The sequence below is a fragment of the Xanthomonas sp. LMG 8993 genome (assembly GCF_009835065.2).
Classification (GTDB): domain Bacteria; phylum Pseudomonadota; class Gammaproteobacteria; order Xanthomonadales; family Xanthomonadaceae; genus Xanthomonas; species Xanthomonas arboricola.
The window spans coordinates 443,488-465,423 of sequence record NZ_QVIF02000004.1 but is presented as its reverse complement, the minus strand read 5'-3'; the positions used below and the strand labels follow the sequence as shown (position 1 = coordinate 465,423).

The window sequence follows — 21,936 nt, the reverse complement described above, 5'->3', positions numbered from 1 at the left end:
GGGCGACACCGCGGCGGGCCTGCCTGCCGCCATCGACGGTTGGCCGGAGCGCCCGGCAATGCGCACGCCAGCCAGGTCACAGCGAGATACACCGGGACAGCCAGGAAGGTCATCCGATGGCAGCTGGTCCGGTGCGCAGGTCGACCGTAGGTATCTGCGGCAGTGGCCTGGCCATCGCTGGCCCAAGCCCCGCGCATGCGCACGCTGTGCCGCGGCAACACACCGCAACAACACACCGTCTGGCGGCGAGCCGCCAGACGGTGGTCGACGCAGGGCTTACGGCCGGGGCGGGGTTTCCTGCGGGTTGATCTGCGGATCGTTGCCCACCTGGGGGTCACAGCTGAACCAGGTCTTCTTGTCCTTCCGGCTTTCGTCCTCGACGATGATGGTCAGGAAGATCAGGGTCGGGACGCTATTGGCATTGGTGACCTGCACGCTGCGGCCGTCGGGGCTGATCGTGGGTTGCCCGATCTGTTTCAAGGCATCGGAACTCAGCAGGCTCCTGATCTTGAAATGCCGGGGGACGACGTCTTCATCGAAGTAATAGTGCAGCGTCGATGCCTTGTCGTGCTTGTCCACAATCAGCAGGTCCGGGGCGAAGCTGTAGAAATACTCGCCGGCACCGGTGTTGCCGCCGAATCCCACCCGCGCCACCGTGAGCTTGATCTTGAAGTCCGTCATGAGCTGTCCTGTTCCTTGAAAAGCGGGGCATAGAGGGAGACGAATCCCGGGTGGCGGTAGCCCGCGTGATACAGCCATCCGAGCTGTTGCGTAACGGCGCTGCGCTGGCCCAGATGCACCTGTGCGCGAATCCAGGGGTCCAGCAGGTTCTTGTCGCGGCTGTTGCCGATGTCCTTGCCCAACACCGCCACCGCGCGCTGCCACGCCGCGCGTGCGCCGGCCGCGTCGCCGGCGGCGGCCTGTTGTTCGCCCTGCCAGACCAGCGCCTGGGCCAGCGCGGCCAGGCCGAGCAGATCGTCGGGCCTGGCGCGGTGCAGGGCATCCAGTTGCGCAACGATCGGCGCCAGGCCATTGGCGTGGTTGCCCGCGCGCGTGCGCTGCACGCGCTCAAGGCGCAGCGCGATGATGGCGTCCAGCCACTGCCACTCCGGCAGCGGTTGCGCCTGTGCCAGCAACCCGGCCATGGTCTGGCGGGCGCGCTCGAGGTGCCGCACCGCCAGTTCGGGCTGCCCGTCCAGCGCGGCCATCCAGCCGATCTGGGCGTCGGCATGCGCCAGATCGCGGCGCCAGGCGACATTGTCCGGCTGCAAGGCCACCAGCGCCTGCAGCATGCGCAGGCTGTCCTGCGCATCGGTCTGCGCCTGGTGCAGTTGGCCGCGCGCCAGTGCCAGGTTGGAGACGCGGATCAGTGAGCCGGCCAGACGCCTGCGCCAGGCATGCGCGTCGGGATCGTGGTCGACCAGCACACGCAGCATGGCGATCTGCTCGCGGTAGCCCTGCTCGGCGGGGGCCAGCGAGCCCTGCATTTCCTGCGTCAGGCTCAGCCAGGACAGGCTGTCCACCAGCTCGTAGCGCAGCGCCGCGTTGTCCGGTGTGCGCGCCAGCAACTGGCGCTTGAGGGCGATCGAGCGTGCAAACAAGCCGATCGCCGCACCTGTCCGGCCTTGCTCCTTGGCCAGTGTGCCGAGGTTGTTGAGGGCGTAGGACAGTTCCAGTTGCCAGTGCGGATTCTGCGGCGCGGCGCGTACCAGGTGTTCGCAGGCGGCCAGGTACTGCGACCAGTAGCGTTGCGCCACGGGCAACTGCTTGCTCCGGTAGGCAAGATCGCCCAGCCAATACGCGGTCTGCCCGGTTTCGGCGTGCGCCTCCAGGGACGCCGGTGCACGCGCACGCGCCTGCGCGGCAGTGGCGGCGGCACGCGTGAATGCCGCCTGCGCCTCGTCCAGCTTGCCCTGGTTCATCAGCACCTCGCCGGTGGTGCGCAACGCACGGGCGTGGTTGATCAGATCGCCTGTCTGCATGCTCGCGCTGGGCAGGTCTTCCAGATAGCGCAGCGCGCGGCTGCCCACGCTGTCGAGCAGCTTGAGGTTGCCCACCGTGCGCAACTGCTCGGCCAGGTCGCCGAGCATGTAGCTCACCAGTTGCTGGGCCTGGTCGCGCCGTTGTTCGGCCACCTGCTGCGCTTGCCGCGCCTGCCAGCCCAGCAGCATCGACGCGCTCGCCAGCACCACCAACAAGGTCGCCGCCGCTGCATACAGGCCGCGGCGGCGCCGTTGCGAGCGCTCGCAGGCATGCAGGAACGCGTGATCCAGCGCATCCAGATCCTGCGGCATGCGCCGCGCCGCCTCGCGCGCTTCGCTTAACGGGCGGCCGCTGTTGAGCAGGTGATCGCTTCGCCGGCCTTCGGCTGCCCAGCGCTGTGCGGCCAGCTGCAGCCGCTTGCGTGCCTGCAGCAGACGGCGGTTTTCGTGGATCCACTCGGCCGCGCGCGGCCATTGCCGCAGCAAGGCTTCGTGCGCGACCGCAAACCCCGGCTCGCCGGCCACCAGCTCGCTGACGAACAGGCGCGCCTGCACGAAGGCATCCACCAGCACGCGCGCTGCGCCATGCGCCGGCAGCGCCGACCACAGCGCACGCCGCGCGGTCACCGCATCGCTGTCGGGATGGATCACGCTCAGCAAGCTCAGCACCTGGCCCAATGCCGCCTGTGCGGCAGCCGGCAGGGCACGGAAGGTGTGTTCGGCATGGTGCGCCAATGCGCCTTCCAGCCCGCCCAATGCGCGGTAGGCGGCAAAGGTCAGCAGCCCGTCGTCGCTGCGTTGCGCGTGCAAGGCATGCAGCAGATGCTGCAGCAACGGCAGCGCATCGGGCTGGCGCGCGGTGGCATCGCGCAGCACATCGTCCAGCCGGCTGGCGCTGTCGCGGTCCTCTTCGAAGCGCAGCCCGGCCATGGCCGCCGGCACGCGGATGATCTGGCCGATCTCGCCATCGCGCGGCGCCAGCAGATCCACGTGACCGTCGCCGCGCTTGAGTTCGACGATCTGCGGCAAGGCGTCGATCAGGCGCGGGTAGAAATCGCTGCGGGTGAGCATCAGCACCGCCACCTGCGCGCTGCTGCACAGTGCCTGCAAGGCCGCGGCCAGTGCGGCGCGATCGGCATCGGTGATCCCGGGCGTGGCCACCAGCGCTTCTGCGTGGTCGATCACCAGCAGCAGGTGGCGCTGGGTCTGCGCGCTGTCGCGCGCTGGTGGGCGTTGACGCATCGCCTCGTCAATGGCCGCATGCAGCGGGGCAGGGCGCTGCAGCCACTCGGGCAACGCGGCCATCTGCGCCGGCGAAAACACCGCGCGCCCGCCCGCTGCCCAGTCGCCGAGCGCGCGCGCCAGCGTGTCGAGCACATCGCCGCCACGGCATTGCGCCAGGTTGCAGTACGCCACCGCACTGGCTTCCAGGCCATCCAGCCCGCCGGGCTGCGCCAGCAACGGCACCACGCCGGCGCGCAGCAACGAGGTCTTGCCGCAGCCGCTGGCACCGCTCACCAGTACCAGCCCGCGCTGGCTGTGCAATTGCGCGCGCATCGCGCCCAGCACCTGCGCAATCGCATGGCTGCGGCCGAAGAAGACCTCGGCATGAGCGGGATCGAACGCCTGCAGCCCCACGTACGGGCTGCCGTGTCCCCACACCTGCGTGCCCATCACCGCACCGCGATAATCGTCGGGAAACACCACCTTGGGCAGCAGCCGGTACCCGCGCTTGCGGATGGTTTCGATGTAGCGCGGTTGGCGGCTGTCGTCGCCCAGCTTGCGGCGCAGTTGGGCGATGGTCTTGTGCACCGGGTTGTCGCCGTAGAAGCTGCCGTGCCACACCTCGATCAGCAACTGCTCGGCGCTGACCACCTCGCCGGCACGTTCGGCCAGCGCGATCAGCACTTCCATCATGCGCGGCTCCAGCGCGATGGTCTGGCCGTCGTCGATCAGCGCAAGCCGTTCCGGCTCGACCAGCAAGGGCCCAAGCCGAAACCGCGGGACGGAGCCCAGCTGCGTGACGCGCTCGCTTCGAAGAGACATTCGCTCGGATACCGGTCGCACGGTGGGAGGAGCCTCGACGATCGCCATCAGGCGCGGCCAGGCACGGCACGGCAGGCGCAAAAGTAGCACAGGCGCTGACGCAGGAAATCGATGGTGATCGCCGTTCGTTCGCGTCCGTGCGCGGAAGATGCATGCCCGGTCGTGCGGCATGCCAGGCGCTGCAGGCGTGCTTCACGCAGCGCCATACAGCGGCGTGTGGTGTGCCTCAGGCTGTTTCGCCAGCAGGCCAGCGATTAAGATGCCGCCAGCATCTTGCTGACCAGGAGTCCACGTTGATCATCCATCCCAAAGTGCGCGGCTTCATCTGCACCACCACGCATCCGCTTGGCTGCGAGCGCAATGTGCTCGAGCAGATCGCGGCAACGCGCGCGCGCGGCGTCCGCAACGACGGCCCGAAGAAGGTGCTGGTGATCGGCGCATCCAGCGGCTACGGCCTGGCCTCGCGCATCACCGCCGCGTTCGGCTTCGGTGCCGACACGCTCGGCGTGTTCTTCGAAAAACCCGGCAGCCCCAGCAAGGCCGGCACCGCCGGCTGGTACAACTCCGCCGCGTTCGACAAGCACGCCAAGGCCGCGGGCCTGTACAGCAAGTCGATCAACGGCGATGCGTTTTCCGATGCCGCACGCGAGAAGGTCATCGAGCTGATCAAGACCGAGATGGGCGGCCAGGTCGACCTGGTGGTGTATTCGCTGGCCTCGCCGGTGCGCAAGCTGCCGGGCACGGGTGAAGTGAAGCGCTCGGCGCTCAAGCCGATCGGCAACACCTACACCGCCACCGCCATCGACACCAACAAGGACACCATCATCCAGGCCTCGATCGAGCCGGCCAGCGCGCAGGAGATCGAAGACACCGTCACCGTGATGGGCGGGCAGGACTGGGAGCTGTGGATCGACGCGCTGGAAGGCGCCGGCGTGCTCGCCGACGGCGCGCGCAGCGTGGCCTTCAGCTATATCGGTACCGAGATCACCTGGCCGATCTACTGGCACGGTGCGTTGGGCAAGGCCAAGGTCGACCTGGACCACACCGCGCAGCGGTTGAACGCGCGCCTGGCCAAGCGCGGCGGCAGCGCCAACGTGGCGGTGCTCAAGTCGGTGGTCACCCAGGCCAGCGCGGCGATCCCGGTGATGCCGCTGTACATCTCCATGGTCTACAAGATCATGAAGGAAAAGGGCCTGCACGAAGGCACCATCGAGCAGCTCGACCGCCTGTTCCGCGAGCGCCTGTATCGCGAAGATGGCCAGCCCGCCGAGGTGGACGCCGAAAACCGCCTGCGCCTGGACGACTGGGAACTGCGCGACGACGTGCAGGACGCCTGCAAGGCGCTCTGGCCGCAGGTCACCACCGAGAACCTGTTCCAGCTCACCGACTACGCCGGCTACAAGCACGAGTTCCTCAAGCTGTTCGGCTTCGAGCGCGACGACGTGGATTACGACGCCGATGTAGAGACGGACGTGACCTTCGATTGCATCGAGCTGGGGTGAATCGGGAATCGGGAATGGAGAATCGCAAGAGCGGTTGCTCCGCGCCTGGAGTTCCCAGCCCGATGAGGTTGAAAATGGCCGGCAGATCATGCCGGCCGTCTTAAGTAGGTCCGGCCGTGGTGGCGTTGCGCGGCCCTGCGGCGGGATGCGCGTTGATACGGCGCGCTGCTGCAGTGTTGCGTCGTGGCTCCCGGTGACTGGTTTTTCGACGAGCACCCGATGGACAAACTGATCGCTCATCTCTTACTGGCATTTCTCGTCAGCGCCGTGTGCGCCGTGCTGTTGCGCGTTATGCGAGTGCATTTTGCGCTGAAAGCCACCGCCAATCTTGCGATCACAACCGCGGTCGTGTGCGCTGCAGTGATGCAGGACGGCTCGGCACCTCCTTGGCAGGATGCGCTGCTGATTGCCTCGTTTTTCAGCATCCCCGCCTCGGTGTGCGTTGTGCTGGTGAGCGCCGTCATGGCATGGGTCGCGAACAAGCGCCGCGCACGCGGTAGCCGTAAGGCGGCGATCTGAAGTGGGGTGGGGAACAGATGCAGCGGGCGGCCTGATGGCCCGCCCAGTAGTTTCGTTAGCCGCTTCTGGTCAGGTCGCGCTGCAGCGCGCTTCAGACGCTGCAGCGTTTCAACCAGATAGGCGACCACAACACTGAAGCGCCAGCGCTTTCAGCTCTTACGATTCCCGATTCCCGATTCCCGATTCCCGATTCCCAGCGCGTCAGCGCCGCACATCAAACCGCGCATCCCCCACGCAGGCCTGCACATCGGCCACCGACAGCGGATTGAAATCGCCGGGAATCGAGTGCTTCAGGCAGCCGGCCGCCAGGCCGAAGCGCACCGTGTCGTCCAGCGACCAGCCTTCGATCAGGCCGTGCAGTACGCCGGCGGCAAACGCGTCGCCGCCGCCGATGCGGTCGATGATCGGGCTCAGTTCCTCGCTGGGCGCGCGCGCCACCGCGCCACTGCGCGGCACCAGCAGTGCGCCCAGGCTGTGGTGATCCACGTTATGCGCCACGCGCTGCGTGCAGGCCATCAGCTGCAGCTGCGGGAATGCGGCAAAGGCCTGCTGCGCGGCCGCTTCCACACGCGCTTCCAGCGTCTCCTGCGGGAACTCGCCGCCCAGCACCACGCCGATGTCGCGGTAGTCGGCAAACACCACGTCCGCGCAGGCGAACAGCTGGTGCAGGATGCCGCGCGCATCGCCCTGCCAGCGTTGCCAGAGCTTGGGCCGGTAATTGCCGTCGAACGAGACCTTGACCCCGGCCGCACGCGCCGCGCGTGCCGCCGCCAGCGTGGCCTGCGCCACGTCCGCACCCAGTGCCGGGCTGACCCCGGACAGATGCAGCCACTGCACCCCGTCCACCAGGGCCGGCCAGTCGTAGGCGTCGGCCGGGGCCAGCGCAAACGCCGAGTCGGCGCGGTCGTAGACCACTTCGCTGGGGCGGTGGATCGCGCCGGTGGTCAGGAAGTACAGCCCCATGCGCCCGTCCACCCGCCGCACATGCCGCGTGTCCACGTCGTGGCGGCGCAACTCGCCCAGCACCGCCGCACCCAGCGGGTTGTCCGCCACCGTGCTGACCATGGTCACGTTATGGCCGAAATGCGCCAGCGACACGCCGACATTGGCCTCGGCCCCGCCGCAATGCACGTCCAGCCGCGGTTGCTGCAGCAGCAGCTCGTGACCAGGCGCCCCCAGGCGCAGCAACAACTCTCCAAAGCACAGGATACGGGCACGACTCATGCGGCAATTACCTCGGCTGTGTGGTGCGTCACGGTGTGGGGGAACCGCTGCGCGTCAGGATGACCATCGGTGTCATTCTAGCCGGCGCCAAACGCGCCGGGCGAGGCCCATGATGCGACGCGCAGTGACCGCTTGCACCCCTTTTGGGCAAATTTGGTGACGTCTTCTGCTGCGCTGCAAGATGTTACGGGAGGATTCAGCTGGTAACGTCGTTTTGACCAGCGGTGTCATTGCCGCTCACAACCAGACTTTCATGTTGTTCATGGACCCTTGGGAGGGGAGGACATGCAATTTCGGACCACCAGCCGGAAGACACCGGTTACCTTGCTGGCGTTGTCGATCGGCCTTGCGCTGAGCGGCCACCTGGCAGCACAAGAAACCACCCAAGCGCCCGCAGAACCGGCCGTCGACCTGGACACCGTCACGGTGACCGGCTATCGCGCCTCGGTGGAAAAGGCCCTGGACATCAAGCGCGGCGAAGCCGGCGTGGTCGATGCGATTGTCGCCGAGGACATCGGCAAGTTCCCCGACCTCAACCTGGCCGAGTCGCTGCAGCGCATCCCCGGCGTGGTGATCACCCGTGAGGCCGGCGAGGGCCGCGCCATCTCGGTGCGTGGCCTGGGCCCGGAGTTCACCCGGGTGCGCATCAACGGCATGGAAGCGCTCACCACCGTCGGTGCCGGCGACCAGAGCGGCGGCACCAACCGCGGCCGCGGCTTCGACTTCAACGTGTTCGCCTCGGACCTGTTCTCGCAGCTGATCGCGCGCAAGACCGCCTCGGCCGATGTGGAAGAAGGCTCGCTCGGCGCCACCGTCGACCTGCGCACCGCGCGCCCGTTCGACTACAACGGCTTCACCTTCGCCGCCAGCGGCCAGGCCGCCTACAACGCCATGGCCGAGAAGGCCAACCCGCGCGTGGCCGCGCTGATCGCCAACACCTGGGCCGACAACACCTTCGGCGCCCTGCTGTCGGTGGCCTACACCGAGCGCGAGGTGCTGGAAGAAGGCGCCAACACCGGCCGCTGGGCCAACGGCCCCAGCAACGGCAACTTCAGCCCCGCCTCGCCATACGCCGCGGCGCGCTCGGCCGATGTCTACCACCCGCGCTTCCCGCGTTACACCCAGCAGATCCACGACCAGGAACGCCTGGGCGTCACCGGCTCGCTGCAGTGGAAGCCCACCGACCGCACCACGCTGTCGCTGGACGCGCTGTATTCCAAGATCGACGCCAAGCGCGACGAGCACTACATCGAAGCGATCTCCTTCAGCCGCAACCGCGACGGGCTCACCCCGCGCCGGCCGGAGCGCGACGGCAAGCCGGGCACCATCGTGCGCAACGGCGAGATTCGCAACAACGCGCTGGTCTATGGCGAGTTCGACAATGTCGATATCCGCTCGGAAAACCGCCACGACGAGTGGAACACCAAGTTCACCCAGGTCAGCCTGGACCTGGAGCATCGCTTCAACGACGACTTCAGCATCAATGCCCGGGTCGGCACCTCGCGCTCTGCGCACGAGAACCCGGTGCAGACCACCATCATCATGGACAAGTACGACGTCGACGGGTACAGCTACGACTACCGTGGCAACAGCCGCGCGCCGGTGCTGAACTACGGCATCGACCCGACCAACCCCGCCGGCTGGGAACTGGCCGAAATCCGCCTGCGTCCGCAGTCGGTGGACAACGACTTCGACACCGGCCAGATCGACTTCAACTGGAACATCAGCCCCGGCTTCCGCCTCAAGGGCGGCGTGCTGGCCAAGAACTACAGTTTCAGCACCGTCGAGCTGCGCCGCGCCAACGAACTGTCCGTGCCCACCTTTGCCAACGGCAGCACCATCGTGCCGGCCGACCTGACCGAACAGGCCGGACTCAAGGGCATCAACGGCAGCCCGTCCAGCTGGGTGGTGCCCAACCTGGATGCGGTGGCCGACCTGTTCGGCATCTACAGCAACAGCGGCACCTTCGCCGTGGCGCCGCGCGTCAACAACAGCCGCAGCGTCGAGGAAAAGGACCGCGGCGTCTGGTTGATGGGCGAGTTCTCCACCGACCTGGGTTCCATCCCGCTGTCGGGTAACTTCGGCGTGCGCTATGTGCGCACCGAGCAGGAATCCACCGGCTATGCGCTGATCAACAACGCACCGGCGCTGACCACCGTGGGCCGCAAGTACAACAACACGCTACCCTCGTTCAACCTGGTCGCCGAACTGGCACCGGACCTGCTGCTGCGCCTGGGCGCGGCCAAGGTCATGAGCCGCCCCGGCCTGGGCAGCCTCACCCCCGGCGTGACCGTGGCGGTGGCCGGTGGTGCGCGCACCGTGGCCGGCGGCAACCCGGACCTGGACCCGATCGAAGCCACCAATGTCGACCTCGGCCTGGAGTGGTACTTCAACGAAGGCGCCATGCTCGGTGTCGGCCTGTTCTACAAGGACATCGAGAGCTTCATCCAGACCGCGCGCGAAGTGCGTCCGTACTCCAGCAGCGGCCTGCCGGCCTCGTTGCTGGAGGGCACCGGCGCCACCGTCAATGACGACTTCGCCTTCAGCATCCCGCTCAATACCCCGGGCGGCGAATTGAAGGGCGTGGAAGCCAACTACACCCAGCCCTTCACCTTCCTGCCGGGCAAGTGGGCCAACCTGGGCGTGCAGCTCAACTACACCTGGGTCGATTCGCAGATCCAGTACCTGGCCAGCAGCGGCGCACCGGTGATGAAGAACGACCTGCTCGGGCTGTCGCGCTCGTCGTGGAATGCCACGCTGTTCTACGAAGGCGACTCCTTCGCCGGGCGCGTGTCGGCCACCAACCGCGACGACTACCTCACCCAGGCACCGGGTGCGGAAACCGGCTTCAACGTCGACGGCGTGCACGGCATGACCGGCACCACCATCCTCGATGCCTCGCTGCGCTACAAGATCAGCAAGCAGCTGGAGCTGAGCCTGGAAGGCATCAACCTCACCAACGAAGCCTCTGACGAATGGGTGTCCTCGCCGCGGACCGGCCAGCTGCCGCTGCAGTACGCCGAAACCGGCCGCCAGTACCTGCTGGGCCTGCGCTACAAGTTCTGACCCGCTGTCTGCCCGCTGCGCACATGCGCAGCGGGCCCCGATCCGACGCCTGATCGCTGCGCATGCGTTGCCGTTGCTGCACGCATGCAACGCGGTGGGCGTGATGTTGGAAGCGTCAGGCACCACGCAGCGGACAGTCGCCTGACGACTGCGCAGCGGTGCTGTCGGTCGCTCATGTCGACGCCGGTGGCCCGTGGGGAGGCTGAGCGCGTCATTGCAGCCAGTGCCATTGGAGTGAGTGCATCATGCAAGCCCGTTTGCGTCGTCCCGCCGCCGAGGCAGGCGTCCGCCTGTCCGCCGCACGTCTGTCGGTGGCCATCGTCCTGGCCTTGCACGGTGTGAGCGCTGCCGCGCAAACCGTCGGCCCGCCGGCCACGCCCACCGATGCGGTCGACCTGGACCGCGTGCAGGTCAAGGCCACCTACCGCGAAAGCCTGCAGCAATCGCTGGATGCCAAGCGCTACAGCGTGGAGCAGGTGGATGCCATCTATGCGGAAGACATCGGCAAGTTTCCCGATCTGAACCTGGCCGAATCGATGCAGCGCATCGCCGGTGTCTCCATCGACCGCGAGGGCGGCGAGGGCAAGCAGATCTCCGTGCGCGGCCTGGGTTCGGACTTCACCCGCGTGCGCATCAACGGGCTGGAAGCCCTGGCCACCGCCGGCAGCGGCAGCGATGGCGTCAACCGCAGCCGCGGTTTCGACTTCAATACCTTTGCCTCCGAACTCTTCAGCCGCGTCACCATCAGCAAGACCCAGTCGGCGCAGATGGACGAAGGCTCATTGGGTGCCACGGTTGATCTGCGCGGCTCGCGCCCGTTCGACTTCGACGGCTTCGAAGCGGCCGCGTCCACGCAATACGGCTACAACGACCTCTCGCGCGAAAAGGATCCGCGCTTTTCCGGCCTGATCAGCAACATCTGGGCCGATGGCCGCGTCGGCGCGCTGATGTCGGTGTCCTACAGCGAGCGCCACCTGCGCGAAGAGGGCTACAACCCGGTGCGCTGGGAGCACGGCAACTACCGCAACTCCAACCAGAGCACCGCCACCAACAACGGCACCTACGGTTTCTGTTCGCCGGTGGGCTACAACCCGCAGACCCCGCGCAACCCGCTGGCCAACGAAACCCCTGCCGGGGTCGGCTCGCAGGCCAACCAGGACCGCAACAACGGCTGGGGCAGCTACGGCATCAGCGCCACCAACTGCGGCACCGGCATCGCGCGCCCGGCCAACACGCCGGAGAACATCCAGGCCTACGAAACCGCCACCAACGCCTGGATTCCGCGCTATCCGCGCTACATCCGCACCGATCACGAAATCAAACGCCTGGGCGTCACCGGCGCGCTGCAATTCAAGGTCAGCGACGACACCCTGCTGAACGTCGACATGCTGTATTCCAAGCTGGACAAGGACCAGCGCGAAGATTCGGTCGGCGCCAACCTGCACCGCACCGCCAACTTCGGCGGCAAGACCCAGATCGCCGTGCGCGAAGCGCAGGTGGACGACCAGAACCGCCTCACCTACGGCGTGTTCGACAACGTCGACTTCCGCACCGAATCCAGCAACATCGAAGAATCCACCGAGTTCAAGCAGTTCAGCCTGGACCTGCAGCACCGTTTCAACGACCAGGTGCGCGTCAATGCGCTGGTCGGCCACTCGACCTCGGACTACGAACGCCCCGAGTTTTCGATGGTGAGTTTCGACAACACCAACCTCGATGGTTTTGTGTTGGACCGGCGCGGCGGCGGCGATTACCCCAGCATGAGTTTCCCGTTCGACGCGGGTAACCCCAATAACTGGCAGTGGCTGGGCTATGGCGCAGTGCCGGTCAACAGCAATGGCACCGCGCGCGGCACCAACATCAGCGAGGTGCGGCTCAACCCGCAGTCGGTGGGCAACACCTTCGACACCGCCAAGGTGGATCTGGAATTCAACATCAGCCCCACCTTCACCTTCCGCACCGGGCTGGCCTACAAGAACTACGACATGGACACGTCGGAGTCGCGCAACATCTCCTACGGGCGACTGGCGCAGGCACTGCCGGCCGGTGTGGGCGTGGGCGATTTGAGCACCAACCTGGACGGCTTTGGCCGCAGCTTGAACGGCAGCTTCCCCACCACCTGGGTGATTCCGGATTTCCAGAAAGTCGCCGACCTGCTCAACATCAATTGCGATTGCGACACCGGCGTGCCCGGCGGCGACTACCGGCTGGCCGATGTCGGCCACTTCGGCTCGTCCAACAACAATTTCGCCGTCAACGAAAAGAGCCTGGGCACCTACCTGCAGCTGGACTTCAACACCGACCTGTGGGGCCGCGCGCTGCGCGGCAACCTGGGCGTGCGCTATGTGCAGACGCAGATCGCCGCCAGCGGCTATGCGCCGTGCACGGCCACCGTGGCCGGTGCGATTTCGCCCAACTGCCAGTCGTTCTTCGGCGTGGCCAGCGCCACCGCCGCGGCCGGCGAGCGCCTGCTGGTGCCCACCACCGTCAACCACAACTACCGCGACATCCTGCCCTCGTTGAACCTGTCCTGGGATGTCAGCGACGAGGTGGTGTTGCGCTTCGGCGCGGCCAAGACCATGGCGCGCCCCACGCTGGCGTATCTGTCGCCCAGCGTCAGCGGTGGGCCCACCCAGTACTTCGACGACGGGCGCTTTTTCTCGATCAACCTGGGCAACCCCAAGCTGGACCCGTTCCGCTCCACCAACTACGACCTCAGCGCCGAGTGGTATTTCCGCGAAGGCTCGCTGCTGTCGGCGGCGGTGTTCTACAAGGACATCGACAGCTACGTGCAGCGCACCCGCGTGCTCAGCACCTGGGAAGCGATGGGCTACTCGCTGGACCTGCTCCCCGCAGGCTTCACGCCGGACACCATCTTCAACGTGCAGAGCTACTTCAACACGCCCGGCGGCCCGCTCAAGGGCTTCGAGCTGACCTACCAGCAGGCGTTCGACTTTTTGCCCGGCTTCTGGCGCAACTTCGGCGTGCAGCTCAACTACACCCAGGTCGATTCCAAGATCAATTACCTGTTCAGTACCGCCGGCAGCAGCAATACCAGCATCACCACCACCGCCACCGAGCGCGACCTGCTCAACCTTTCGCCGCAGTCCTACAACGCCACCGTCTATTACGACGACGGCCGCTTCAGTGCGCGCGTGTCCACCAGCTACCGCGATGGCTACATCAACAACATCCTCGCCCAGGAAGACGTCTACGACCTGGATGGCAAGCGCCTGGTCACGGCCGACGTGACCGGCAAATACAGCGTGGAAAACGTGGATTTCAACATGTCCTACAAGCTCAACGACCAGCTGTCGCTGACCTTCGAGGCCATCAACCTGCTCGACACCCCCGACCGCCGCTACGTCGATTCCACGCTGGAACTGCCCGACAAGTACACCGTCACCGGGCGCCAGTACTACATCGGCGCGCGCTACAAGTTCTGACCAGGAGAGCGACATGCAAGTACATCGCAGAACCGTCTTACGTCAGTTGGCCGCCACCGCGTTGGTGGCCGTGGCAGGCCTGTGCAGCAACGCCGCCATTGCCGCCGACCCGGTCTACACCGTGGCCAAGCAGGGCAGCGCCGGCTACCGCACCGTGCAGGCCGCCATCGATGCCGCCGTGCAGGGTGGCAAGCGCGCGCAGATCAACATCGGCGCCGGCACCTACCAGGAACTGATCGTGGTGCCGTCCAACGCACCGGCGCTCAAGCTCACCGGCGCCGGCGCCACCCAGACCATCATCACCTACGACAACTACGCTTCACGCATCAATCCGGCCACCGGCACCGAGTACGGCACGTCCGGCTCGTCCAGCGTCATCATTGCCGGCAACGACTTCACTGCCGAGCAACTGAGCTTCGGCAATCACGCCGGCCCGGTCGGGCAGGCGGTGGCGGTGCGCGTGGATGGCGACCGCGCCGCGTTCCGCAACGTGCGCTTTCTGGGCTACCAGGACACGCTGTACCTGCGCGGCGCCAAGCTGTCCTACTTTCTCGACTGCTATGTCGAAGGCACCGTGGACTTCGTGTTTGGCGCCGGCACCGCCTTGTTCGAAAACGTGCAGCTGCACTCGCTGGGCGACGGCTATCTCACCGCCGCCTCCACCCCGCAGGAGAGCGCACGCGGCTTCGTGTTTCGCAATGCGCGCGTCACCGCTGCCAGCGGCGTGACCCGCGTGTTCCTGGGTCGGCCGTGGCGGCCGTATGCCAGCGTCAGCCTCATCGGCAGCCAGCTCGGCGCGCACATCCTGCCCGAGGGCTGGAACAACTGGGGCAACGCCGCCAACGAGGCCACCGCCCGCTACAGCGAATACCAGAGCAGCGGCGCCGGTGCCAACCCGTCGCGCCGCGTGAAGTGGTCGCGCCAGCTCACTGCTGCGCAAGCCGCCGCGCTGGACCGCAACACCATTCTTGGCACCTGGAGGCCGTTCTGATGCGCAAGCTCACCACCTTCGCCCTCGCCACTGCGCTGCTGCTGGTACCGCTGTCGGCCATGGCCGACAAGATCGCCGACAACATGCTGTTGCTGCAGACCGCCTCCGGCGGCTGGTCCAAGCAGTACAAGGGCGTCGCCGTCGACTACAACCGCACCTTCACCGCTGCGGAAATCGCCGAGCTGCAGCAACCCGGGCGCAAGGACGACGCCACCATCGACAACAAGGCCACCACCTACGAGATCGGCTACCTCTCCACCCTCTACAAGACCGACAAGAACGCCAAGTACGTGGCTGCCGCCAAGCGCGGCGTGGACTATCTGCTCACCGCGCAATACGCCAACGGCGGCTGGCCGCAGTTCTACCCGGACCTGTCGTCCTACCATCACCAGATCACCTACAACGATGACGCGATGGTGCGCGTGCTCAACCTGCTGCAGGACATCAGCGAGGGCAAGGGCGACACCGGTGCGCTGCTGCGTGCCAGCCACGGTGCACGCGCCCGCCAGGCGGTGACCAAGGGACTGGAATGCGTGCTCGCCACCCAGGTCAAGATCGGCGGCACGCTCACCATCTGGGGCGCGCAGTACGACGAGGTCACGCTCAAGCCGGCCAAGGCACGCGCGTATGAGCTGGCGTCGCTGGCCTCCAGCGAGTCGGTCAGCATCGTGCGCTTTCTGATGCGCCAGCCCAACCCGTCCGCGCAGATCAAGACCGCGGTCGAGGCCGCTGCGCGCTGGTTCGACACCCACCGCATGCGCGACCTGGCCACCAAGAAGATCGACGACCCCACCCAGGAAACCGGGCAGGACGTGATCCTCGTCGCGCAACCGGGTGCGTCACTATGGGCACGCTTCTACGACCTGCAGAATCAACGCCCGCTCTATGCCAACCGCGACGGCAAGGCCTTGACCGAGTACATGCAGGTGCCCAACGAGCGCCGCGTCGGTTATGCCTGGCACGGCACCTGGCCGGACAAGCTGTTGAAGGACGACATTCCCAAGTGGCGCACCGCCAACGGTCTGTAAGTGCGTCGTCGCCACCGCGTGCAAGCGCGCGGTGGCTGTTTTACGTTTTGGAATTGACGAGGTGAGCGTGTCGAAGTTCTTGTTGGGAATGTTGTGCCTGATCGCGCTGCCGGTGAGCGCGGCCACCACCACCGCGCCGGAGCTGTTGTTCCGGGTGTCGGCCGACCGCGACCTGCAGGCCGATGTGGCCCGCGGCGACGGCGTGCCGAACTTCCGCGACAAGATCACACTGGTGCCCACCGGCAAACGCGGCAACGCCATCGAATGGGCCGACGACGGCGTGCTGTCGTGGAATGCGCCCGGCAACCTCTACACCCAGCGCGGCACGCTCGGCTTCTTCTGGCGCGCGCGTTATCCCGTGGGCGAAGCGCCGTTCGTGATCTTCCGCGTCGGCTATGCCGACCACACCAGCTGGGACATGGCCTGGCTGCGTATCGACTGGAACGGCCACGGCTTCGATGCCTTCGTCACCGACGCCAACCTCGCGCGCACCCGCGTCTCCTTCAAGCTCGACAAGGCCCCGGCCGCCAGCGACTGGACCCACATTGCGTTTGCCTGGGACGAAACCCGCGGCGTACGCCTGTATGTCGATGGCAAGGAAGCCGCACGCGTGGACTGCGGTGCGCCGTGCGCCAACGGCGGCGCGCTCGACTTCGACGCCGCGCTGGACCAGTTCGGCCTGGCCGGCCGCGTGATGTCGCCGCACCAGGTGCAGAGCCGCTACAACTTTTTGCGCGGCAGCGACTTCGATGAGATCCGCATCTACGACCGCATGCTCGACGCCAGCGGCGCCGCCGCGCTCGCACGCCTGCAGGAGCCCGCCAGCGCCGAGCCGGCCACACCGGCATCGCAACACGCCGCCTTCCTGCACCGCTTTGGCTGGGACAACGGCCACGCACCGCCGCTGCTGGACGCACCGGTCACCCGCATCCGCAAGGTGGAGTTCGCCGACGCGCGCGACCTCAAGCAATGGATGTGGAAGGCCACCGACGGCATCGCCGAAACCACCTGGCCCGGCGTCTATAACCGCTCGCGCCTGCCCGGGCGCGACGACTACTTCCAGCTGCCGGACTGGAACACCTATGTCGAAGGCGGCAAGGCGCTGGACCTCACCCTGCCGGACGAGGCCTTCAACCGCATCGAGCTGCGCGGCGCCGCCTACGGCCAGGCCACCTACGCCGCGCCCAACGCACAGGCGCAACCGCTGTTCGCGCGCAGCCAGGGCGTGGTGCGCAGCGTGGACCAGTTCCCCGAGCGCCGCGGCGGCACGCTGCGCTTTGCCAACACCGCGCAGGAAACCCCCATCCAGGAAATCTGGGCCTACAACGTGCAGCCGGGCGCCGTGCCCAAGGGCAGCGCGCAACTCAGCTACACCGTGCGCAGCGACATCCAGCCCGACTACGACAACCTCGCCCCATTGCGCGATGTCATCGCCGGCCGCTACCCGCCAGGCGAGCGCCAGACCGTGGTCGCGCTGCCCACCAAGGCACCGGCGCGCAAGCGCCCCAGCGACAAGGCCGCAGCAGGCGCGCAGCAACCCATCGTGCACATCCTGGTGCCATCCAGCCTGGGCGACCCGCCGCCGGACCAGGCGCTAATGCGCAGCTGGTCCTACGGCTGGGAGAACATGCACGACGGCCTGGACGGCATCGCCATCACCCTGCCGGCGCTCAACCTGCCGGCCACCCACAACGGCAGCATCCCGCTCAACATCCGCATCAAGGACCCCATCTGGCCCGCGCGCGACATGATCGATGTCTCGGTCGCGGTCACTCCCGGCCAGGCCCGCACGTTGTGGCTGGACCTGCGCGACAGAATCCTGAGCAACGACAGCCTGATGCTCAGCATCGCCGCCGCCGCGCCCGGCTTCAACGCCAACGCACTCGACGGCACCCAGCTGCAGCTGGTGTTCAAGCCGCGCGCCGAGGCACTCACCGAGCACGTCGCCGACCGCTTCAACCAGGTCAAGGACAACTGGGGCTTCCTGGTCGAAGAGCACACCACCTCCAAGCGCCAGCTGCTCTACAAGCGGCTGGATGCCGACATCACCGACCTGCTGCGCGTGGACCCGGACCACGCCCTCGGCCGCCAGTACTGGAACGACATCAGCTACGCCAACCAGGGCGCGTTGCCTGTCGAACTGCCCAGCGTGCCCAAGGGCGTGCCCGCCTGGGCGTTCTGGCAGCTGCAGGACCTCAGCGCCACCCGCCGCTACATCCGCTGGTGGATCGAGCAGCGCCAGGTGGCCTACGGCGATTTCGGTGGCGGCATCTCCGACGACTCGGACCTGGTGCAGCAATGGCCCGGCGTCGCCCTGATGGGCGTGGACCCGGACATGCTCAACGCCTCCATGCTGGCGCTGTCCGATGCCAACTACCGCAACGGCATGTTCACCAACGGCCTGTCCACCATCGAAACCGACGAGCTGCATTCGTACGAGGAGGGCATCAACCTCAACAGCGCCCTGCTGTACCTCAACTGGGGCGACCCGCGCACCGTCGAGCGGCTGATGCAAACGGTGAAGGCCTTCGACACCATCATCCAGGTCAACCCGCAAGGCCACCTGCTGTTTGCCAGCAACTGGTTCGGCGGCCGCAAGGTCTACCGCGAGCCCAACTGGCAATGGCAAAAACCGTACTCCTTCCCCATCGTGCACCCGGCCATCCTGCTGGGCGGCTATAACGCCGACCCCAACAGCCGCCGCATCGTCGCCGGCCTGGCAGACGGCTATCTCGCCCACGCCTACACCAACGCCAAGGGCAACTGGGCGCTGCCCAACGAGATCAACTGGCAAACCGGCAAAACCCGCGGTGGCGAACTGTTCGAAGGCAGCGGCGGCGCCGACACCTTGCACACCTTCTGGGCCGCCTACCGCTTCACCGGCGAGCAGCGCTATCTCAAGGCCATTAACTACCGCGTCGCCAACAGCGGCCCCAACGGCCTCTCCTTGCTCAACGAAAACTTCCTCGATGTCATGGGCAAGCGCACCGACTGGAGCGGCAAGCTCATCGATGCCGCAAATAAAGACGACGGCAGCGCCCCGGACTTCCCGCACCACGTGGCCTGGGAGCAAACCGGCAATCTCGATTATCTCGCTTCCATCTACCGCAGCGAGGCAAGAGAGAAACTGCAGAACTTCTACATGAACACCGAAGGCCACTGGTGGAGCGACCGCGTGGAATCCCCAACGGTCAACCTGCAACGCGCACGCTTAGGGGGAGTGGCGCTCAAGCGCAATCAAACCTACCCCGGCCATACCGTCAGCTGGCGCTTCGCCGATCCAGAGGCCGCCACCCAGGTCGCCATCGCCATCCCCGCACCCCAGCAAGACCGCTTCACCGTCATCGCCTACAACACCTCCAGTAAAACCCGGCGCGCCAGCATGACCGGCTGGAATGTCGCCCCAGGCCAATGGCGCATCACTCAGGGCGTGAGCAAAGGCAATGACGGCAAGCTCGACAGCAACGCCAAGACGCAAGAGGTCGCTTTCGAAAAAAGCGCGGCCATCGACATCGACTTCCCCGCAGGCCGCACCACCGTCCTGCAGCTCGAACGTATTGCAGAAAGCAGCCCTGTCGAACTGCGCCCGGACCTGGGTATTGGTCATGGCGACGTACGCGTGACTGCAGATGCCATCGAAGTGACCGTGCATAGCCTCGGCCACGCCGATGCACCGGCCGGGTTTGTGGTGTTGGAGGATGCACGTGGGAAGGAGCTGGCAAGAGCGCCATTTCCGGCGTTGGAGGCTCCGCGGGATTTGGTGCCGAGAACAGCGATGGTGCGGTTGGCGGTGCAGGGTGTCAGCGCTGGGAAGGGCGCGCGGTTGCAGCTGGTGACGGAAGGTGAGGTTGCTGAGGTGACTCAACGCAACAACACGCTGGCGATGCCGGGAACGTAGGCAACGAGCTCGAATATCGGATTTTCTTAGCTCTCGGTGTTAGGCCGCAAGTAACTCGGCGTAATAGGATGAGTCCGCAAGGATGCGGCCTAACACCAGGCGTCAGAGGCAGGGGCGCAGCTGAGAAGCGATGAGCTCAAACGCCTCCAGCGATTGACCGCGGTCATGCAGTCGGCGAGGATCAGGTTATGCCGCGCTTGGGCGGTCCAATGTAGTTAGACCTGCAAAGGAATGTTCGTGAGCGCTGTGGAAGTCAAGGTTTGTCTCTTGGGTACACCGCCTAGAGATCTAGACGTAGATCAGATCGAGCGTTGGAGGTCTGATTTCATTCTTCTCTCCCCGAAAGTCGAGAGACTTTCGCTGCGTTGCGATACGGACTTGGATGGATGGGCCTATTCCGACAGGCAGATTTCCACGCAGTTGCCTCCGGCGCAGGCTCAAGGCATCACGATCTGCGTAACGCGAGTGCCCCTTGAAGACAACTGGTATGCGAGGCGAGTGAGCGACCGCCACGTAGTATTTTCACTTTTTGAGATCGGCGACTTCCTACGAGCTGAGCAAATCCCGCTAAGCAATGCTGTCCTCAGAGTTGCGTACGCCTACGCCATCAGCACTGAGCGCAACAGCGGCGTTCTCCCAAAACATGGGAGCGCAGCGCATTACACGCATGATGAGACTAGAGGTTGCCTATTTGACATGAATGGGTTGAAAGCAGATATCGTGGAATCCTGCGTGCAACCTGTGATATGCGAAGAATGTCGTGAGCGAATGCGCCAGTCCCGTTTTTCGAATGAGAAGATCGACCTGATTGTTCAAGAAATACGGGGAATTGACCGAAGTACGTACAACAAGATCCGCCGAACTGTTGAGCGCTACCCATATCGCGCCCTCACGATATCGACTCTCTTCGTTCTAATCACCGGTGTCTTAGCCTCGTTCACCGCAAGCTTGCTATTTGAGTTGTTCCGGACGCAGGCCTAACTATTCGTCCAAGCCGATGCCGCTTCGCGGCTTGGCTTAACTCACGCGTTATCCGTCATGAAGAGTACGAATGGCATCAGTAAAAATGGAAGAAATTCTGACCACCTGAGCACTGAAGTTCGGCGCGCACCTGAGGAGGCCGTTCAACAAGTTGTTCCAAGCACTTGCATTGATGCGCATGAGCTATTCAGTGCTTTCAAGCGTGCCATTGGCTGTAAATGCAGCACTTGGGAGTAAGATCCAGATGACTACGTCCAGAAGTAGCAGCTTGACGGCTAACAACTAATTCAAGCCGAAACCGTTTCGCGCGATAGCTTAGTTCAGGCGTTAGCCCCCCACAGGAGAGTTCATGGCAATTCGTATCTTTGTCAGTCATTCCGCGAAGGACGAGAAGCTTGCGGAAGCAATTGTTGACTTCCTGCAGAGCAGCATCGTTATCGACGACGAAGATCTCCGCTGCACGTCCGTCCCCGGCCACAAGCTACCTGTCGGGAGTGATTCGGCAGCAACACTTCGCGATGATCTGGGGGAAACTTCCGTAGTGATCGGCCTCGTAACCAAAAATGCGCTTGCCTCCGGTTGGGTTCTCTTTGAGCTCGGTGCGAGTTGGGGAGCAAAGAAGCATCTCAAGCCTTTATTGGCAGATGACGTTGATTTTAAGGATCTCCCCGGGCCGCTCAGCGGCCAGCATGCGGCAAAGCTGGCAAGCAAAGGGGACTTGAGCCAGCTTATTGAGGAACTAGTTAGCGTCCTTGGTGCCAAGCGAAGAGCGGCAGCTAAGTCGGCTGCAGCCATCGACGGTGTTATGGCAGCACACGCTGCCCATATGAAGTTTGCGACATCTGATGCGCCAAAGAGTCGAGTCGAGACAAAGTCAAAAGAGCCTCAATTCGCAGGCATGCCCTTCTCGGAGCTTATGACTATCCTCAACAACGAGACGATCGAGGTTCCGCCGGAGATATCGAGCGAGAAGACTCTCAGCACAACGTCGGTGTTCTCGATGTTCGTAGCCAACTCACGCATATTCATCGACGGCGTGCAAAGCAATTGGGACCGTAATACGGGTGGAGGCTTTCTCTATCACGAAGTCGGGCTGCGGCTCGTGCCGTACGGTCTTATACAGTTCGAGAAACTACCTGTGGCACAAGCTAAGTGGTTCAAACGGCTCACTATAAGCCCGGAGGGTAATAAGTTCATTCTCCAATGCAATCGGTTGCTCGCGAATAAGAAGCCCGCAACTAAGGGCTAGAATT

Annotated in this window: 12 protein-coding genes; 9 read left to right on the top strand and 3 right to left on the bottom strand. The window is 65.2% G+C overall.

What is annotated here, in order from left to right:
• Positions 1-276 precede the first annotated feature (276 nt).
• Both DYQ94_RS11030 and DYQ94_RS11025 read right to left on the bottom strand, forming a co-directional pair.
• Positions 277-681, bottom strand: coding sequence for a hypothetical protein (locus DYQ94_RS11030; protein ID WP_024939867.1), 405 nt, complete (start codon positions 679-681; stop codon positions 277-279).
• Positions 678-4,028 (bottom strand): nSTAND1 domain-containing NTPase, encoded by a 3,351-nt coding sequence (locus DYQ94_RS11025; protein WP_126966811.1) that lies wholly within the window; start codon positions 4,026-4,028, stop codon positions 678-680. Before DYQ94_RS11025 ends, DYQ94_RS11030 begins: the two co-directional genes overlap by 4 nt.
• Before the next feature lie 293 nt (positions 4,029-4,321).
• Here DYQ94_RS11025 and fabV point away from each other — a divergent pair, with 293 nt between their 5' ends.
• Together fabV and DYQ94_RS11015 are read left to right on the top strand one after the other, a co-directional pair.
• Complete coding sequence (gene fabV, locus DYQ94_RS11020) at positions 4,322-5,530, top strand: enoyl-ACP reductase FabV (protein WP_104553781.1); 1,209 nt, start codon at positions 4,322-4,324, stop codon at positions 5,528-5,530.
• A 219-nt stretch (positions 5,531-5,749) separates the two neighbouring features.
• On the top strand, positions 5,750-6,049 hold the full coding sequence (locus DYQ94_RS11015) for a hypothetical protein (protein WP_126966810.1): 300 nt from the start codon (positions 5,750-5,752) through the stop codon (positions 6,047-6,049).
• Between the two features lie 201 nt (positions 6,050-6,250).
• On the opposite strand, the gene DYQ94_RS11010 is transcribed toward DYQ94_RS11015, so the two are convergent.
• Complete coding sequence (locus DYQ94_RS11010) at positions 6,251-7,273, bottom strand: sugar kinase (protein ID WP_126966809.1); 1,023 nt, start codon at positions 7,271-7,273, stop codon at positions 6,251-6,253.
• Between the two features lie 285 nt (positions 7,274-7,558).
• Between DYQ94_RS11010 and DYQ94_RS11005 the strand changes: the two genes are divergently transcribed.
• The 7 genes from DYQ94_RS11005 to DYQ94_RS10975 all read left to right on the top strand — a co-directional run bounded on the left by DYQ94_RS11005 (position 7,559) and on the right by DYQ94_RS10975 (position 21,932).
• On the top strand, positions 7,559-10,339 hold the full coding sequence (locus DYQ94_RS11005) for a TonB-dependent receptor (protein WP_104577467.1): 2,781 nt from the start codon (positions 7,559-7,561) through the stop codon (positions 10,337-10,339).
• A gap of 245 nt (positions 10,340-10,584) precedes the next feature.
• A complete protein-coding gene (locus DYQ94_RS11000; protein WP_126966808.1) occupies positions 10,585-13,785 on the top strand; it encodes a TonB-dependent receptor in 3,201 nt (1,066 codons plus the stop codon).
• A 13-nt stretch (positions 13,786-13,798) separates the two neighbouring features.
• Positions 13,799-14,776 carry a pectinesterase family protein gene (locus DYQ94_RS10995; RefSeq protein WP_126966807.1) on the top strand — a complete coding sequence of 326 codons (978 nt, stop codon included), beginning with the start codon at positions 13,799-13,801 and terminating at the stop codon, positions 14,774-14,776.
• Positions 14,776-15,804, top strand: coding sequence for a pectate lyase (pelA, locus tag DYQ94_RS10990; protein WP_126966806.1), 1,029 nt, complete (start codon positions 14,776-14,778; stop codon positions 15,802-15,804). The genes DYQ94_RS10995 and pelA overlap by 1 nt, the downstream gene beginning before the upstream one ends.
• An 88-nt stretch (positions 15,805-15,892) precedes the next feature.
• Complete coding sequence (locus DYQ94_RS10985) at positions 15,893-19,702, top strand: LamG-like jellyroll fold domain-containing protein (protein ID WP_202397533.1); 3,810 nt, start codon at positions 15,893-15,895, stop codon at positions 19,700-19,702.
• Between the two features lie 237 nt (positions 19,703-19,939).
• Complete coding sequence (locus DYQ94_RS10980; protein ID WP_126966804.1) at positions 19,940-20,683, top strand: hypothetical protein; 744 nt, start codon at positions 19,940-19,942, stop codon at positions 20,681-20,683.
• A 349-nt stretch (positions 20,684-21,032) separates the two neighbouring features.
• Positions 21,033-21,932 (top strand): toll/interleukin-1 receptor domain-containing protein, encoded by a 900-nt coding sequence (locus DYQ94_RS10975; RefSeq protein WP_102255256.1) that lies wholly within the window; start codon positions 21,033-21,035, stop codon positions 21,930-21,932.
• Positions 21,933-21,936 lie beyond the last annotated feature (4 nt).

What these genes read in the sequence shown, in the direction of transcription:
- DYQ94_RS11030 (WP_024939867.1), bottom strand. Translation starts at nt 681, where the DNA reads ATGACGGACTTCAAGATCAAGCTCACGGTGGCGCGGGTGGGATTCGGC.
- DYQ94_RS11025 (WP_126966811.1), bottom strand. Translation starts at nt 4,028, where the DNA reads ATGTCTCTTCGAAGCGAGCGCGTCACGCAGCTGGGCTCCGTCCCGCGG.
- DYQ94_RS11015 (WP_126966810.1), top strand. Translation starts at nt 5,750, where the DNA reads ATGGACAAACTGATCGCTCATCTCTTACTGGCATTTCTCGTCAGCGCC.
- DYQ94_RS11010 (WP_126966809.1), bottom strand. Translation starts at nt 7,273, where the DNA reads ATGAGTCGTGCCCGTATCCTGTGCTTTGGAGAGTTGTTGCTGCGCCTG.
- DYQ94_RS11005 (WP_104577467.1), top strand. Translation starts at nt 7,559, where the DNA reads ATGCAATTTCGGACCACCAGCCGGAAGACACCGGTTACCTTGCTGGCG.
- DYQ94_RS11000 (WP_126966808.1), top strand. Translation starts at nt 10,585, where the DNA reads ATGCAAGCCCGTTTGCGTCGTCCCGCCGCCGAGGCAGGCGTCCGCCTG.
- DYQ94_RS10995 (WP_126966807.1), top strand. Translation starts at nt 13,799, where the DNA reads ATGCAAGTACATCGCAGAACCGTCTTACGTCAGTTGGCCGCCACCGCG.
- pelA (WP_126966806.1), top strand. Translation starts at nt 14,776, where the DNA reads ATGCGCAAGCTCACCACCTTCGCCCTCGCCACTGCGCTGCTGCTGGTA.
- DYQ94_RS10985 (WP_202397533.1), top strand. Translation starts at nt 15,893, where the DNA reads ATGTTGTGCCTGATCGCGCTGCCGGTGAGCGCGGCCACCACCACCGCG.
- DYQ94_RS10975 (WP_102255256.1), top strand. Translation starts at nt 21,033, where the DNA reads ATGGCAATTCGTATCTTTGTCAGTCATTCCGCGAAGGACGAGAAGCTT.